The sequence below is a fragment of the Sinomonas atrocyanea genome, from assembly GCF_030812675.1.
Lineage (GTDB): Bacteria > Actinomycetota > Actinomycetes > Actinomycetales > Micrococcaceae > Sinomonas > Sinomonas atrocyanea_B.
This window is the reverse complement of sequence record NZ_JAUSTE010000006.1, coordinates 81831-96000: the sequence shown is the minus strand read 5'-3', so window position 1 is coordinate 96000 and position 14170 is coordinate 81831. Positions and strand designations below refer to the sequence as shown.

Annotated in this window: 15 protein-coding genes; 12 read left to right on the top strand and 3 right to left on the bottom strand. The window is 72.7% G+C overall.

The window, feature by feature from the left end; all coding sequences use genetic code 11:
• Window positions 1–207 precede the first annotated feature (207 nt).
• The 9 genes from J2W20_RS10340 (at window position 208) to J2W20_RS10300 (ending at window position 7307) form a co-directional block, all read left to right on the top strand.
• Entirely contained in the window at window positions 208–2283 is a 2076-nt protein-coding gene (locus J2W20_RS10340) for a heavy metal translocating P-type ATPase (protein ID WP_307006619.1), read from the top strand.
• A 13-nt stretch (window positions 2284–2296) separates the two neighbouring features.
• Window positions 2297–2731 (top strand): DUF6153 family protein, encoded by a 435-nt coding sequence (locus tag J2W20_RS10335; protein WP_307006483.1) that lies wholly within the window; start codon window positions 2297–2299, stop codon window positions 2729–2731.
• Between the two features lie 52 nt (window positions 2732–2783).
• On the top strand, window positions 2784–3389 hold the full coding sequence (locus J2W20_RS10330) for a DUF305 domain-containing protein (protein WP_307006482.1): 606 nt from the start codon (window positions 2784–2786) through the stop codon (window positions 3387–3389).
• 90 nt (window positions 3390–3479) lie between these two features.
• The gene (locus tag J2W20_RS10325) at window positions 3480–3890 is read left to right on the top strand and encodes a DUF302 domain-containing protein (RefSeq protein ID WP_307006481.1); all 411 of its coding nucleotides are present in this window, start codon (window positions 3480–3482) and stop codon (window positions 3888–3890) included.
• A gap of 101 nt (window positions 3891–3991) precedes the next feature.
• A complete protein-coding gene (locus J2W20_RS10320) occupies window positions 3992–4906 on the top strand; it encodes a cation diffusion facilitator family transporter (protein WP_307006480.1) in 915 nt (304 codons plus the stop codon).
• A 42-nt stretch (window positions 4907–4948) separates the two neighbouring features.
• Entirely contained in the window at window positions 4949–5329 is a 381-nt protein-coding gene (locus tag J2W20_RS10315; RefSeq protein ID WP_307006479.1) for an ArsR/SmtB family transcription factor, read from the top strand.
• Window positions 5326–6414, top strand: a complete 1089-nt coding sequence (locus J2W20_RS10310; protein WP_307006478.1) for a cation diffusion facilitator family transporter — start codon at window positions 5326–5328, stop codon at window positions 6412–6414. The genes J2W20_RS10315 and J2W20_RS10310 overlap by 4 nt, the downstream gene beginning before the upstream one ends.
• A gap of 66 nt (window positions 6415–6480) precedes the next feature.
• On the top strand, window positions 6481–6756 hold the full coding sequence (locus J2W20_RS10305) for an SHOCT domain-containing protein (protein WP_307006477.1): 276 nt from the start codon (window positions 6481–6483) through the stop codon (window positions 6754–6756).
• Window positions 6753–7307, top strand: a complete 555-nt coding sequence (locus J2W20_RS10300) for a sulfocyanin-like copper-binding protein (protein WP_307006476.1) — start codon at window positions 6753–6755, stop codon at window positions 7305–7307. The genes J2W20_RS10305 and J2W20_RS10300 overlap by 4 nt, the downstream gene beginning before the upstream one ends.
• 12 nt (window positions 7308–7319) lie before the next feature.
• Here the strand turns inward: J2W20_RS10300 and J2W20_RS10295 are convergent, their stop codons facing one another.
• Together J2W20_RS10295 and J2W20_RS10290 are read right to left on the bottom strand one after the other, a co-directional pair.
• Window positions 7320–8984, bottom strand: a complete 1665-nt coding sequence (locus J2W20_RS10295) for an ABC1 kinase family protein (RefSeq protein WP_307006475.1) — start codon at window positions 8982–8984, stop codon at window positions 7320–7322.
• A 37-nt stretch (window positions 8985–9021) separates the two neighbouring features.
• Complete coding sequence (locus tag J2W20_RS10290) at window positions 9022–9738, bottom strand: GntR family transcriptional regulator (protein ID WP_307006474.1); 717 nt, start codon at window positions 9736–9738, stop codon at window positions 9022–9024.
• A 120-nt stretch (window positions 9739–9858) separates the two neighbouring features.
• On the opposite strand from J2W20_RS10290, the gene J2W20_RS10285 reads away from it, so the two are divergent.
• Window positions 9859–11142, top strand: coding sequence for an MFS transporter (locus J2W20_RS10285; RefSeq protein WP_373457998.1), 1284 nt, complete (start codon window positions 9859–9861; stop codon window positions 11140–11142).
• 84 nt (window positions 11143–11226) lie between these two features.
• Here J2W20_RS10285 and J2W20_RS10280 read toward each other — a convergent pair whose 3' ends face one another.
• The gene (locus tag J2W20_RS10280; RefSeq protein ID WP_307006473.1) at window positions 11227–11811 is read right to left on the bottom strand and encodes a TetR/AcrR family transcriptional regulator; all 585 of its coding nucleotides are present in this window, start codon (window positions 11809–11811) and stop codon (window positions 11227–11229) included.
• A 480-nt stretch (window positions 11812–12291) separates the two neighbouring features.
• On the opposite strand from J2W20_RS10280, the gene J2W20_RS10275 reads away from it, so the two are divergent.
• Together J2W20_RS10275 and J2W20_RS10270 are read left to right on the top strand one after the other, a co-directional pair.
• Complete coding sequence (locus tag J2W20_RS10275; protein WP_373458003.1) at window positions 12292–13476, top strand: NAD(P)-dependent malic enzyme; 1185 nt, start codon at window positions 12292–12294, stop codon at window positions 13474–13476.
• 46 nt (window positions 13477–13522) lie between these two features.
• Window positions 13523–14026, top strand: a complete 504-nt coding sequence (locus J2W20_RS10270) for a DUF456 domain-containing protein (protein WP_307006471.1) — start codon at window positions 13523–13525, stop codon at window positions 14024–14026.
• The last annotated feature ends 144 nt before the right edge of the window (window positions 14027–14170 follow it).

Genomic DNA, 14170 nt, shown 5'->3' with positions numbered 1-14170 from the left:
CGGCTTGACCAAAATACCCCTCCGGGGTATGTTTGCAGTGCGCTGTCAGCGATGGACGCGGTCCGGGGCAGCCCGCTACCGCCGATCGCCCCACAGCCCGAACTGACCCCAGATGCGGAAAGAACGGGTAGAACGGTGAACCAGCACGGCCACGAGCACCAGCAGGGCGCAACCCTGCAGCACGCCCACGAGCGGCACTCCCACGACATGACGGCCCAGCTCCACGCGGGCCACGGCGACGCCCACACGATGCACACGCACGGCGAGCATGCCGGGCACTCCGTGGCGATGTTCCGCGACAGATTCTGGCTCACCCTGGGACTGTCCGTCGTCGTCGTGTTCTTCAGCCCCATGTTCTGGCACCTCTTCGGCGCCATGCCGCCCATGTTCCCCGGCAGCGAGTGGATCGGCCCCGTGCTCGGCACGGTGATCTTCGTCTACGGCGGCATGCCCTTCCTCAAGGGCGGCCTCGGCGAGGCACGCTCCCGCCAGCCCGGCATGATGCTGCTCATCGCGATGGCCATCACCGTCGCGTTCCTCGCCTCCTGGGCCACGAGCCTGCGGATCGGCGGATTCGACCTCGACTTCTGGTGGGAGCTCGCGCTCCTGGTCACCATCATGCTGCTCGGGCACTGGCTCGAGATGCGCGCCCTCGGCGCGTCCCAGGGGGCCCTCGCGGCGCTCGCCGCCCTGCTCCCCGACGAGGCGGAACGGGTGCTCGGCTCGGGCGCGACGGAGACGGTCCCAGCGGCCGATCTGGCACCCGGCGATCTGGTCCTCGTGCGCGCCGGCGGCCGGCTCCCGGCCGACGGCCGCATCGAATCCGGCACCGCCGAGCTGGACGAGTCCATGATCACCGGCGAGTCCAAGACGGTCAGCCGGAGCCCCGGCGACTCCGTGGTGGCCGGCACCGTCGCGACCGACACGAGCCTGCGGGTCCGGGTCGAGGCGGTCGGGGAGTCGACGGCGCTCGCCGGCATCCAGCGCATGGTCGCCGATGCGCAGTCCTCCTCGAGCCGGGCCCAGGCCCTGGCCGACCGCGCTGCGGCCTTCCTGTTCTACTTCGCCGCCGGCGCCGGCATCCTCACGTTCGCCGCATGGGCCCTCCTCGGTGAGCTTCCTACGGCAGTGACCGCCACCGTCACGGTCCTCGTCATCGCGTGCCCCCACGCCCTCGGACTCGCGATCCCCCTCGTCATCGCCATCTCGACCGAGCGCGCAGCCAAGGGCGGCGTCCTCGTGAAGGACCGGCTGGCCCTCGAGCGCATGCGCACGGTCACCGCCGTCCTGTTCGACAAGACCGGCACCCTCACCCAGGGCGCGCCGGACGTGGTCGCCGCCGCGGCGGTGCCGGGCGCAGCGGGCGCGGACAGCAGTGCGGGCGAGGGCGCGCTCCTCGCTCTCGCTGCCGCTGCCGAGTCGGACAGCGAGCACCCCGTGGCCCGCGCCATAGTCCGCGCGGCCCGGGATCGGCGCCTGGACGTTCCCGCTGCAGCCGGCTTCCAGTCCAGCTCCGGCCGCGGAGTCCAAGCGCGCGTCACCGATGCGGGCGGCGAGGCCCTGGTGCAGGTGGGCGGCCCGGCGCTGCTCACCGAGCTGGGGCTCACGAGCCCAGCGGGGCTCTCCGGGGAGGTCGAGTCGTGGACCGCGCGCGGCGCCTCCGTGCTCCACGTGGTCCGCGACGGCCGGATTGTCGGCGCGCTCGCGCTGGAGGATGCCGTCCGCGAGGAGTCCCGTGCTGCGGTCAGCGCGCTCCAGGGCCGCGGGATCCGGGTGGCGATGATCACCGGCGATGCCCAGCAGGTCGCCGACGCGGTGGCCCAGGACCTCGGAATCGACGAGGTCTTCGCCCAGGTCCTTCCGCAGGACAAGGACCGCAAGGTCGCCGAGCTCCAGGGCCGCGGGCTGAAGGTCGCCATGGTCGGCGACGGCGTCAACGACGCTCCCGCCCTCGCCCGCGCGGACGTGGGCATCGCGATCGGCGCCGGGACCGACGTGGCGATCGAGTCCGCCGGCGTGGTCCTGGCCGGCAACGACCCCCGCTCGGTGGTCTCCGTCGTCGAGCTCTCTCGGGCGAGCTACCGCAAGATGTGGCAGAACCTCGTGTGGGCCACCGGCTACAACCTGATCACGGTGCCCCTCGCCGCGGGCGTCCTCGCCTTCGCCGGGGTTGTGCTCTCGCCCGCGGTCGGCGCCGTGCTCATGTCCCTCTCCACGATCGTCGTGGCGCTCAACGCGCAGCTGCTGCGACGCCTCGACTTGGACCCCCGGCGCGTTGCCTAGCACGATGGGGGGCGTGCAGATCGACACAGCTGGGGCCGCCACCGGGGTCTTCAGGCGGCTTCCGGGCCCCGAGTCGTGGCGATCTGCCCGCGCGGTGCTCCTCGTGGCCGCGGTGATGGCCGGGCTGCTGGGCATGCACGTGCTCGGGGTGGACCACACCATGCCCATGCCGGGGTCCTCGGCCCCGACGGCAGCCGCGGCCCTGCCCGCCGTGGGGCACGCCCAGCACCCCGGGGCCGCCGCCTGCAACCCTGAGTCGCCGGCCCCGGCCGGGGCGATGGTCCACTGCACTCCGGCGCCCGGCGTGCTGCCCCCTGCACCTCCCGCCGCCGTCGTGCTTGGTCGGCCGGACGCACTCCAGCGGCCGGCCCGCGCCGCGGTGCCGGCCGCCGTGCAGCCGCGGGCGCCCACGCCAGACCTCGCGGAACTCTCGATCAGCAGGACGTGACGGCGGGCCCCAGCGCCCGTTCCCCTTGCATGCCCACTGATCGGAAGACACTGTGAACACCAAGACCCTTGCCCTGCCTGCTGCCGCCCTCCTCGCCCTCGCCGGATGCGGGACCGCAGCCCAGCCCACCCCGGCCGCCAGCGGCCCCCATGACGGCCACGCGATGCCCATGGCCTCGGCCGCCAGCACGTCCGGAACGGCCTTCAACGCCCAGGACGTGATGTTCGCGCAGATGATGATCCCCCACCACGAGCAGGCGGTGGAGATGAGCGACATCATGCTGGCCAAGCCCGGCCTCGACGGCCGTGTCAGTGCCCTCGCCCAGAAGATCAAGGGCGCCCAGGCGCCCGAGATCGCCACACTCAAGGGCTGGCTGGGTGCGTGGAATCAGCCCGGCGCCATGCCCGGCGACGCTGGCCACGGCATGGACGGCATGCTCAGCGGAGAGGACCTGGGGAAGCTGCGGGCCGCCGACGGCCGCCAGGCCTCCCGGCTGTTCCTGAGCCAGATGATCGCCCATCACGAGGGCGCCGTCGCGATGGCCCAGACCGAGAGGGCCGGCGGCTCGCACCGTGATGCCGTCGCCATGGCCAGCTCGATCGTGGACTCCCAGTCCGCCGAGATCGAGTCCATGAAGTCCCTTCTGAACACCCTCTGAGCGGGCGGGCACCGCCCGGCCGCCCGGCGCGCCCGGCGGTGCCCGCCCCGGTCCCTTGATCCCGGGCGGCGGGGCTGGGAGCGTAGGTGCATGGCCTACACGCTCACCACCCACGTCCAGCTCCCGTACGCAGAAGCGGTCGAGGCGGTGCGCGCCGCCCTCAAGGACCAGGGTTTCGGCGTCCTGACCGAGGTCGACATCCGGACCACCTTCGCCGCGAAGCTCGGCCCCGACGCCGCCAACGCGGTGGGCGACTACGTGATCCTCGGCGCCTGCAACCCGAACCTCGCCAGCCGCGCGCTGGCTGCCGAGCCCGAGATGGGGGCGCTGCTGCCCTGCAACGTGGTGGTGCGCCGCGGCGCGGGCGCGGACTCCACGACCGTCGAGGCTATCGATCCGCAGACCATGGTCCAGCTCAGCTCGAGCGAGCAGGTCCGCGAGGTGGCGGACGACGCCGGCACCCGGCTCCGCGCGGCCCTCGCCGCCGTGGCGGGGGACTAGGCAGCGCACGGTCCCGCCGCTGCTCGATCTTCTGTAACGTTGTTCCGTGGACATGGGGCCGGCGAGTCCGCCACGAGCCCGACGAAGCGGAGGAGCCGGTGATGAACGGGCACGACCATTCCCACGCCGGCGCGACGCAGGACCGCCGGCGCCTCCTCGCCGCGCTGTGCGTGACGGTGCTGATCCTGGCCGCCGAGATCGTCGGGGCGGCCGTGTCCGGGTCACTCGCCCTCCTCGCGGACGCCGGGCACATGTTCACCGACGCCTCCGGGCTCGTCATCGCGCTGATCGCCGCATCGCTGGCGCTGCGGCCCCGCACCCCCGAGCGCACGTGGGGCTACCGGCGCGCCGAGGTCCTGGCCGCCGCCCTGCAGGCCGGCCTCCTGCTCGTGGTCGGCACCCTCGTCCTCATCGAGGCGATCCGCCGCCTGATCGAACCGCCCGAGGTCGGCTCGTCCGCCATGCTCTGGTTCGGCGTGATCGGGCTCTGCGGCAACGCGATCGCCCTGCTGGTCCTCGCCGGTGGACGGCACAGCAGCTTCAACCTCCGCGCGGCGTTCCTCGAGGTGCTCAACGACGCGCTCGGCTCGGCCGCCGTCATCATCGCGGCGATCGTGATCGCCGCGACCGGGTTCACCCGCGCGGATGCCCTGGTCTCGCTCCTCATCGGCGCCCTCATCGTGCCCCGGACCCTGCGGCTGCTGAAGGAGACCACCGACGTCCTCCTCGCCTCCACCCCGAAGGGCCTCGACCTGCGGGCCGTGCGGGAGCACATGCTCGCCCTGCCCCACGTCCTCGACGTCCACGACCTCCACGCCACGCTGATCGGCACCGGCACACCGGTCATCACCGGGCACGTGACCCTCAAGGACGAATGCCTCGTCAACGGCCACTCGCAGCAGATCCTCGTGCAGCTCCAGGAATGCGTGGCCGAGCACTTCGACGTCCCCGTCGAGCACTCCACCTTCCAGCTCGAGAACGCCGCGCACCGGGACCGGGAGCACCTGCACCACTAGCCCGGCTTTGCCTCCCGGGACGCGGGGTGTCATTATCTGCGTATGAATGCAGATAAGAAGGTCTGCGGGCTCGACCCCGATTCGCAGTACGTGGACCTCGCGGTCGAGGTGTTCTCGATGCTCGCCGACGCGACCCGTGTCAGGATCATCCTGGCGCTGCGCGCCCAAGGGGAGCTCTCCGTGAACGACCTCGCCGAATCCGTCGGCAAGGCGCCGGCCGGGGTGTCACAGCACCTGGCCAAGCTGCGCCTCGCCCGCATCGTCACCGCCCGCCAGGAGGGGACGCGGGCCTTCTACCGACTGGCCAACGAGCATGCCTCGCAGATGGTCTCCGACGCGATCTTCCAGGCTGAGCACTCCCTCGACGGGGTCCCCCGCCATCACCATGCCCAGGTCGACATCGGCCAGAAGGAGAGCGCATGAGCGCCGAGCACGCCCCGCACTCCACCGGAGCGGACCAGCACCACGATCACGACCACGGGCACGCGCATGACCATGATCACGCCCACGCCCACGCCCACGGTCATGATCACGGGCACGGTCATGATCACGGGCACGACCACCACCACGGCTTCCTCGGCACGCTCAAGGAATTCTTCGTCCCGCACACCCATGACTCCTCGGATTCGATCGACGACGCGCTCGAGGCGAGCACCGAGGGCGTCCGAGCACTCAAGATCAGCCTCTTCGTCCTCCTGGGCACCACGGTCCTGCAGTTCCTCGTGGTGCTCATCAGCGGCTCGGTGGCGCTCCTTGCCGACACCGTGCACAACTTCTCGGACGCGCTCACGGCCGTCCCCCTCTGGGTGGCCTTCCTCCTGGCCCGCCGTCCCGCGACCCGCCGCTACACCTACGGCCTCGGCAAGGCCGAGGACCTCTCCGGCCTGTTCATCATCGCGGTCGTCGCCCTCTCAGCCATCGTGGCCGGCTGGCAGTCCATCGACCGGCTCTTCCACCCCCAGCCCCTCGAGAACCTCTGGTGGGTCGCCGCAGCCGGAGTCATCGGCTTCGCCGGCAACGAGGCCGTGGCCGTCTACCGCATCCGCGTGGGCCGCAAGATCGGCTCGGCCGCCCTGGTGGCCGACGGCGTCCACGCCCGCACCGACGGATTCACCTCGCTCGCCGTGGTCGTCGGGGCGGTCGGCGTCATGCTCGGCTTCCCGCTGGCGGATCCGATCGTCGGCCTCCTGATCAGCGTCGCGATCTTCGTGCTGCTGTGGGGCACCGTCCGCAGCCTGGGGCGCCGGCTGCTCGACGGCATCGAACCCGACCTCGTCGACCGCGCCGAGCACGCTCTGGCGCACACCCCCGGGGTGATCGGGGTAGAACGCGTCCAGCTGCGCTGGATCGGCCATCGTCTCCACGGCTCCGCCACCGTGCGCGTCGACGCCCTCACCACCGCCGCCCAGGCGGATGAGCTGCGATCTGCTGGCGCCCACCGGCTCGGGCATGCCCTGCCCAACCTCGAGGACGTCACGATCGCCGTCACGGCACAGGGCGCGGGGTAGGGCCCTCACCCCCGCGGTTCCGGGCCTGACGGCCCTGTCGCCCACGGCCGGCAGGGACCATGCTCGGTGACGTCGAGGGAGGACGCGATGATGTACGGCTGGTACGGCGGCGGCGGCATCTGGGGCTGGGTGGTGATGGGCGTCGTCATGCTCCTGTTCTGGGGAGGCGTGGCGGCCGTCGTCGTGCTCCTGATCCGCGGCTCCCGCGGCGGGGCAGGCCACTACCCGCCCGGGGCGCCCCCCGATGACCCCGAGCGGATCCTAGCCCAGCGGTTCGCGCGCGGCGAGATCGATGAGACGGAGTACAGGGCCCGCCTCGACGCCCTCAGGCGCAGGCCGTGACCACAAGGGGCCCGTCCACAGTCCTCATCGCCGCCCTCGCGGCCGTGCTGATGACGGCGGCGTCCCTGCTCGCCGTGGCCCTGCTCGGTCCGCCGCCCGGGGCCGTGATGGAACGAGCGCCCGCATGCGCCGCCCCCAGCCTGCCCGGCACCACGGTCAGGGTGACCGAGACGGACATGGGCGCCGGCATGAGGGGGCGGGGCATGAGGGGCCGGGGCATGCGGTTGGCCGCGGACAGGACCTCGGTCCCACGGGGGCAGGTGTCCTTCGCGGTCACCAACCTGGGCAGCGTCCCGCACGAGCTGCTGGTCCTGCCCCTGCCCGAGGGGCAGGCTCTCGGCGCCCGGGCGGTGGGGGCCGACGGGACCGCAAGCGAGGCCGGCAGCCTGGGCGAGGCCTCGGCGTCGTGCGGCGCGGGCAAGGGGGAGGGGATCGCCCCGGGGGCTGCCTCCTGGGTCACCCTCGACCTTCCCGCTGGCCACTACGAACTCCTGTGCAACGTCCCCGGCCACTACCTCGCCGGGATGTACGCCGAGCTCACGGTCACCTGAGGCCGGCTCGCCCTACCGCCGCCGGCGGCGACCGAGCGTGGTCACGGCGAGGTACCCCGTCAGGCCCGCGATCCCTGCGAGCCCCGTCCGCACGAGTGGCTCGCGCCACCCGCGCCAGCGCTTGTCGGAGGCGACGACCTCGCCCACGCCGCGGATGAATGCCGCCGCGATGACGCCGGCGAGCACCTTGTTCCCGATCCTCTCCGCCCGCGCCACGAGGGGCTCGAGCTCCGAGGCCCGCAGGTGCACCTCGAAGCCGCCCGAGTCCAGGACGCGGTTGAGGCTGTCCACGAGGTCGGGGACGTCCGAGGCGAGGTCCAGCGCCGAGAGGCCGGCGGCGCGGAGGCCCCGCAGGAGCGCCGCGGGGGAGTACTGCTCGATCAGCAGCCGGCGCACGTGGGGCTCGAGGACGCGGGAGAGCCGGAACCCCGGGTCCAGGACCCGGCCCAGGCCCTCGGCCATGACCATCATCTTGATGACGATCGCCGCCTCGGCGGGCATGAGCAGGCGGTGGCGCCGCACCACTCCCAGGAGCTTCTGGGCCATGCGGGCGATGTTCACGTCCGCGAGGTCCACGCCGTCGTACAGCTGGATGAATTCGGCCACGTCCGCCGCGAGGCGGGCCCGGTCGGCGACGGGGCCGGTCAGCGACATGCCCTCGAGCGCCCGCGCGAGCCGGCGGGCGTCCTTGCGGGCGAGCGCGATGAGGAGGTGCCCGAGGTCCCCGCGCAGCTTGTCGTCGATCTCCCCGACCATGCCGAAGTCGATGATGGAGATCCGCCCGTCCGGCTCCACGAACATGTTCCCGGGATGCGGGTCGGCGTGGAAGAACCCGTCCTCGAAGATCATCTGCGCGAGGGCCGCCGCCGAGTGGTCCGCGAGGGCGCGCCGGTCCAGCCCTGCCGCGTCGAGCGCCTGGACGTCGTTGATCTTCAGGCCCTCCATGAACTCGAGGGTGAGCACGCGGGACGTCGTCGTCTGCCAGAAGACCCGCGGGAAGCGGTAGCGGCCGTCCCCGGCGAAGTTCGCCGCGAACCGCTCGGCGTTGCGCCCCTCCTCGAGGTAGTCCAGCTCCTTGGTGAGCGTGCGCGAGAACTCGCCCACGAGCGCCACCACGTTGTACGACTCCAGCACCGGCCACGCCCGGCTGGCCCGGACCGCGACGTTGTGGAGGATCTCGAGGTCCTCCCGGATCCGCTCGACCGCGCCCGGCTTGCGGACCTTGACCACCACCTTCGTCCCGTCCGCGAGGCGCGCGGCGTGGACCTGGCCGATCGACGCGCTCGCGAGCGGAGCGTCGTCGAACGCGGAGAACGCCGCGAAGGCGTCCTCGCCGAGTTCCTCGCGCACGACGGCGCGGATCGCCTCCGCGGGGACGGGCGGCGCCGCGTCCTGCAGCTTCGCCAGCTCCGCCTGGTAGGCCTCGGGAATCAGGTCCGGCCGGGTCGAGAGGATCTGGCCGAGCTTCATGAAGGTGGGGCCGAGCTCCTCGAGGGCAAGGCGCACGTGCACGGGACCGCCCACGGGGCTCCCCGGCAGCGCCGCGCCGCCGCGCCCGCGGGGGACCAGCCGGCCGAAGCCTGCCCGGGAGAGCACCTGGCTCAGCCCGTGCCGGGCCAGCACGTCCGCGATCTCGCGGTAGCGCCGTGCATGGGTGGTCCAGGGACTCGCGGCCATGGGACGAGCCTACCGGGACTGCTGGTCCCGGACGGCGCTACCGGACCGGCTCGCCCAGCTGTTCCGCGAGCCCTTCCTGCACGGGTCGGCGGCCCGCCTCGACGTGGGCCTCGGACAGCGCCTGGGCGAGGTGGGGCTGGCCGGTGATGATGGCGTCGGCGAGCCCCTCGTGCTCGCGGGCGCTGACCTCGAGCGGCCGGTTGACGGACAGGCCGAAGACCCAGCGGTTCAGGCCCCGCAGCGGCCGGATGGACCGCTCGAGGAGCGCGTTGTCCGTGAGCGCGACGATCTGGTCGTGGAAGGACGCGTTGAGGTCGGAGGCGAGCTCGGTGTCCCCGGCCGCCAGCGCCGCGTGCGCGGCGGCGAGCGTGTCCCTGAGGACCGAGGCGTCCGCGCGGCCGTCGGCCACCCGTTCCGCGGCCCGGGCCGCGGCGAACGACTCGAGCAGCACCCGCAGGTCGAACAGCTCGTCCACGTCCTTGAGCGTCAGCTTCCGCACCACTGCGCCGCGGCGCGGGGCCGTGACCAGGAAGCCGTCCTGCTCGAGCCGGTGGATGGCCTCGCGGACCGGGATGCGGGAGACGCCGTACTGCTCCGAGAGCTCGCGCTCGCGCAGCCGCTGGCCCGGCTGGAGCTGGCCGGACACGATCGAGTTGATGATCTGCTGGTACACCTGAGCCGCCATCGCCTCGTCCGGCGCTGTCGCCGGGCTCTCTGCGTTGGCCGCGTTCGCCGCGTTCTCCACGTTCTCCACGGAGGCGACGATACCCGCTGTCCGGGCCGCACCCGCGCGCCTCCGGGGCGTCATGGAGGGCCCAGACGGGCCGTTCTGCCGTACCCTGAGGGCACCAGTCCAGCTCAGCCGGAGGTCCCCGTGGCCGTGCCCCACCGCCCCGCCGCCGCCCAGCCCGGCACGGCCGTCGCCGCCGAACCCACGGTCCCGGTCCGATTGCCCTGGATCCTGGGCGTGGTCCTGGTCAACGTGGGGATCAATGTCGCGTTCTTCGGCCCGCTCCAGGTGCTCCTGGCCCAGCAGGCGGCCGCGTTCGACCCGGGCGCGAAGGAGGCTATCTTCGCGCTGGTGACGGGCGCGGGGGCGGCGGTCTCCACGTTCGGGAACCCGCTGGCCGGGGCCCTCTCGGACCGGACCCCTGGCCGGTTCGGCCGGCGGCGGCCCTGGGTGCTCCTCGGGGCCGTGGCAGGGGCGCTCGGCCTCGTGGCCCTCGCCGGCGCGCCGAACGTTGCCGTCATGGCGGCGCTGTGGTGCCTCGTGCAGGCTGGCTGCAATGCCGCCTATGCGGCCATCACTGCGGCCATCCCGGACAAGGTGCCGGTGGCGCAGCGCGGCACCGTCGGCGGCCTGGCCGCGATGGGGATCACCGTGGGCATCCTCCTCGGCGCCGTGGTGGCCGCCGCCGTGGCCGGCAGCTTCTCCCTCGGCTACGTGGTCTGCGGGGCAGTGCTCGTCCTCGGGACCGTCGTCTACCTCGTCACCGCGGGGGACGCCGCCCTGCCGCGCGGCGCGTTCGGGGGCTTCTCGCTCCGCAGATTCCTCGCCTCGTTCTGGATCAGCCCCCGGCGCTACCCGGACTTCGGGTGGGCGTGGTTCACCAAGCTGCTCGTCAACGTGGGAAACCACATGATCCTGCTCTACCTCGTGTACTTCCTCACGGACGAGGTGCGGATCGAGCAGACCACCGGGATCGCCCCGGCCACCGGCGTGCTCATCCTCACCGGCATCTACGCGGTGCTCGTCATCGTGACCAGCGTGGTGGGCGGCCGACTCAGCGACCGCATGGGCCGGCGGAAGCCGCTCGTGATCATCTCCTCGTGCGTCATCGCCGTGGCCTCCCTGACCATTGGGCTGTTTCCGACCTGGGCCGGGGCGATCGCGGGCGCGAGCGTGCTCGGCATCGGGTACGGCGCCTACCAGGCGGTCGACTTCGCGCTCGTGACCCAGGTCCTCCCGCGCGCCGAGGACCGCGGCAAGGACCTCGGGGTCATCAACATCGCCAACTCGCTGCCGCAGGTCATCGCCCCGGCGATCGCGTACCCCTTCGTGGCGTTCCTCGGCGGGTACGTCTCGCTCTACATCGCCGCCGCCGTGATCGGCCTGCTCGGGGCCGTGTTCGTCACCCGCATCCGCAGCGTCGCCTGACCCCCCTGGACGTCCCGGACGCGGCTCCTCGAGGTCGCGGACGTGGCTCCTCCGCGGGAGGGGAGAGCAGGGGAAGGGGAGGGGTCAGCGGGCGCGGGCCACGCGCCGTCGTGCGACGATCTCGCACGCAGCCTTGAGCTGCTGCTCAGCCTCGTAGGGCATGAGGCGGCCGGTCCGCACCCCGGACACGAGCCCCGAGATGACGAGCACGATGCTCCGTCCCCGTTCCGCGTCCCCGGCCAGGCGCCCCAGCACCGACCAGGACAGCTCGTCCACCTCGCCGATGAGCGCGGCGAGCTCATGGTCGGCCGGGACCACGAGCTCGTCGAGGCACGAGTTGACGGCGGGCTGGGCCAGCCGCATGGCGAACAGCTCTCCGGCGGCGCCGGCGAGGGCGCTCGCCCGCTGCGCGTCCGTCCGGGAGGCGGCCACGCGGTCTTCGACACGGTTCCTCAGCTCGAGGAGCTGGCGCCGGTGCAGGCCCAGGAGCAGGTGCGCGGACGAGGGGAAGTACCGGTAGGCAGTGCTCGAGGAGACCCCGGCCTCGTGCGCCACCTCGGTAACGTCCACCTCGGGGTACTCGCGGGTCGCGAACTGCGCCGCCGTGTCCAGCAGCTGCTCGTACCGGGCAGCCATGCGGGGCGTCGCCGGCGGTGGAGCAGGGGTCACCAGATCGTGGGGCAATTCGAGCACTGCGAAGCAACCTCATTCCGGACGCTGGGGGGCCGTTCGGCACGCGGACAGAGAGGGGGACCGGGGGACTGTCCAACTATACGCCAGCGGCCGCGGACCGCCCGGGACCGCCCGGGACGGCGCGGTGCGGGCGCTGGCCCGGCCCGTCGGTCGGGTGACGACCCTGCGTCTTCCGCCTTGCGGAAGGCGGGCTCCATCCACCTATGATGTCCTTACCTCTTTCCCGAGGCCGGTGCCCGCGCGGTCATCCCCGCGCATGAGCCGGCTCCCGGAAGTGCCGAACCCGGCAATCACCCCGGATCCCACCAGGCTGAGCACGGGAGACCCGCGCCGACACAGCGGTCGGCCGTCTTCCCGCGCGAGGCCCGCCACGCCGTCGTGCGCCCCTCACTACCCGCGGCCCGAGCCGCGAGCGCGGCGGCACCTGACCCAGGAGACACTGCCGTGACTGCTCCCATCGACACCTTTGCCCCATCTTCTGACTCGCTCGCCGAGCCGATCAGCACCGAGGAGATCTTCGCCGCGCACGAGGGCGGGAAGCTCTCCGTCGCGGTGGAGCGCCCGCTCGTGACCAAGCGCGACCTCTCGATCGCCTACACGCCCGGGGTCGCGCAGGTGAGCCGTGTGATCGCCGCGGACCCGGCCCTGGCCCGCACGCACACGTGGGCCTCGCGGCTCGTGGCCGTGGTCTCGGACGGGACCGCGGTCCTGGGGCTGGGGGACATCGGCCCGTCCGCCTCGCTGCCCGTGATGGAGGGCAAGAGCGCCCTGTTCAAGACCTTCGGAGGGCTGGACTCGATCCCGATCGTGCTGGACACGACGGACGTGGACGAGATCGTTCAGACCCTGGTGCGGATCGCGCCCTCGTTCGGGGCGGTGAACCTCGAGGACGTCGCCGCGCCGCGCTGCTTCGAGCTCGAGGCCCGGCTGATCGAGGCCCTGGACATGCCCGTGATGCACGACGACCAGCACGGCACCGCCGTGGTGGTCCTGGCCGCGCTGACGAACGCCGCCGCCGTGGTGGGCAAGGAGCTGTCCTCGCTGCGGGCCGTGATCGCCGGTGCCGGGGCCGCGGGGATCGCCATCGCGGAGATCCTCCTGGCCTCCGGGCTGACGGACGTGGTCCTGCTCGACTCCAAGGGCGCCATCCACGCTGGGCGGCCCGGCCTGTCCGGGCTCAAGGCCGAGTACGCTGCCCGGACCAACCCGCGCGGGGTCGAAGGCGGAACGGCCGAGGCCCTCGCCGGGGCGGACGTCTTCATCGGCGTCTCCTCCTCGACCGTGCCGGAGGAGCGCCTGGCCGGGATGGCCGAGGGCGCGATCGTGTTCGCCCTGTCCAACCCCGACCCCGAGGTGGCCCCTGAGGTCGCTGCCCGGCATGCGGCCGTCGTGGCGACGGGGCGCAGCGACTTCCCGAACCAGATCAACAACGTCCTGGCCTTCCCGGGGATCTTCCGCGGGGCCCTGGACGCCGGGGCACGGCGGATCACCCCGGCGATGAAGATCGCCGCCGCCAGGGCCATCGCCGGGCTCGCCCACGACGGGCTTTCCGCGGACTACATCGTCCCGAGCCCCCTCGACCCCCGCGTCGCCCCCGCCGTCACCGCCGCGGTGGCCGCCGCCGTCGTCCCGGGCGAGTAGGCGCTCCCTCCCCGCTCCCGGCGTTCGCATGGGGGAGGATGGCCGCGTGGATACCAGCCTCCTCGCGGCCTTCCTGTGCGCGATCGCCCTCGCCGTCTCAGTGCTCGGCACGATCCTGCCGGTGCTCCCGGGCAGTGTCCTCGGGACTCTCGCCCTGCTCGAGTGGGCGCTCTTCGGCGGGGCCGGGGCCGGCGGATGGACGGTGTTCGCCATCGGCACGGTGCTGTTCACCGCCGGCATGGGTGCTTCCTATGTGCTCACGGGGCGAAGGCTCGCTGCCCGCCAGGTCCCCAACGGCTCCATTCTCGCCGCCACCGTTGTCGCCGTCATCGGCATGTTCGCGGTGCCAGTCGTCGGGCTGTTCCTGGGCTTCGCAGTGGGGCTGCTCGGGAGCGAATGGGTGAGGACCCGCGATCTGCGGGCGGCCGGGGCGTCCTCGTGGGCTGCGCTCAAGGCCTTGGGGCTGGGGCGCCTCGCCGAATTCGCGTTCGCCGCCGCGGCTGCGACCGTCTGGGTCATCGGGGCATGGGTGCACTTCGCGACCCGCTGACCCCCTGTCTCCCGTTCCGGGTACGCATCTAGTCGCCTCTTTCCCGTTCCGGGTACGCATCTAGTCGCCTCTGAGGGCTTACGGGTACGGCTGCCCCTGCGCGCCCGCGGCTGCCCCGCGCCGCCCCTCTGGCGGCCCTCGGCG

What these genes read in the sequence shown, in the direction of transcription:
- J2W20_RS10340 (WP_307006619.1), top strand. Translation starts at nt 208, where the DNA reads ATGACGGCCCAGCTCCACGCGGGCCACGGCGACGCCCACACGATGCAC.
- J2W20_RS10320 (WP_307006480.1), top strand. Translation starts at nt 3,992, where the DNA reads ATGAACGGGCACGACCATTCCCACGCCGGCGCGACGCAGGACCGCCGG.
- J2W20_RS10310 (WP_307006478.1), top strand. Translation starts at nt 5,326, where the DNA reads ATGAGCGCCGAGCACGCCCCGCACTCCACCGGAGCGGACCAGCACCAC.
- J2W20_RS10295 (WP_307006475.1), bottom strand. Translation starts at nt 8,984, where the DNA reads ATGGCCGCGAGTCCCTGGACCACCCATGCACGGCGCTACCGCGAGATC.
- J2W20_RS10315 (WP_307006479.1), top strand. Translation starts at nt 4,949, where the DNA reads ATGAATGCAGATAAGAAGGTCTGCGGGCTCGACCCCGATTCGCAGTAC.
- J2W20_RS10325 (WP_307006481.1), top strand. Translation starts at nt 3,480, where the DNA reads ATGGCCTACACGCTCACCACCCACGTCCAGCTCCCGTACGCAGAAGCG.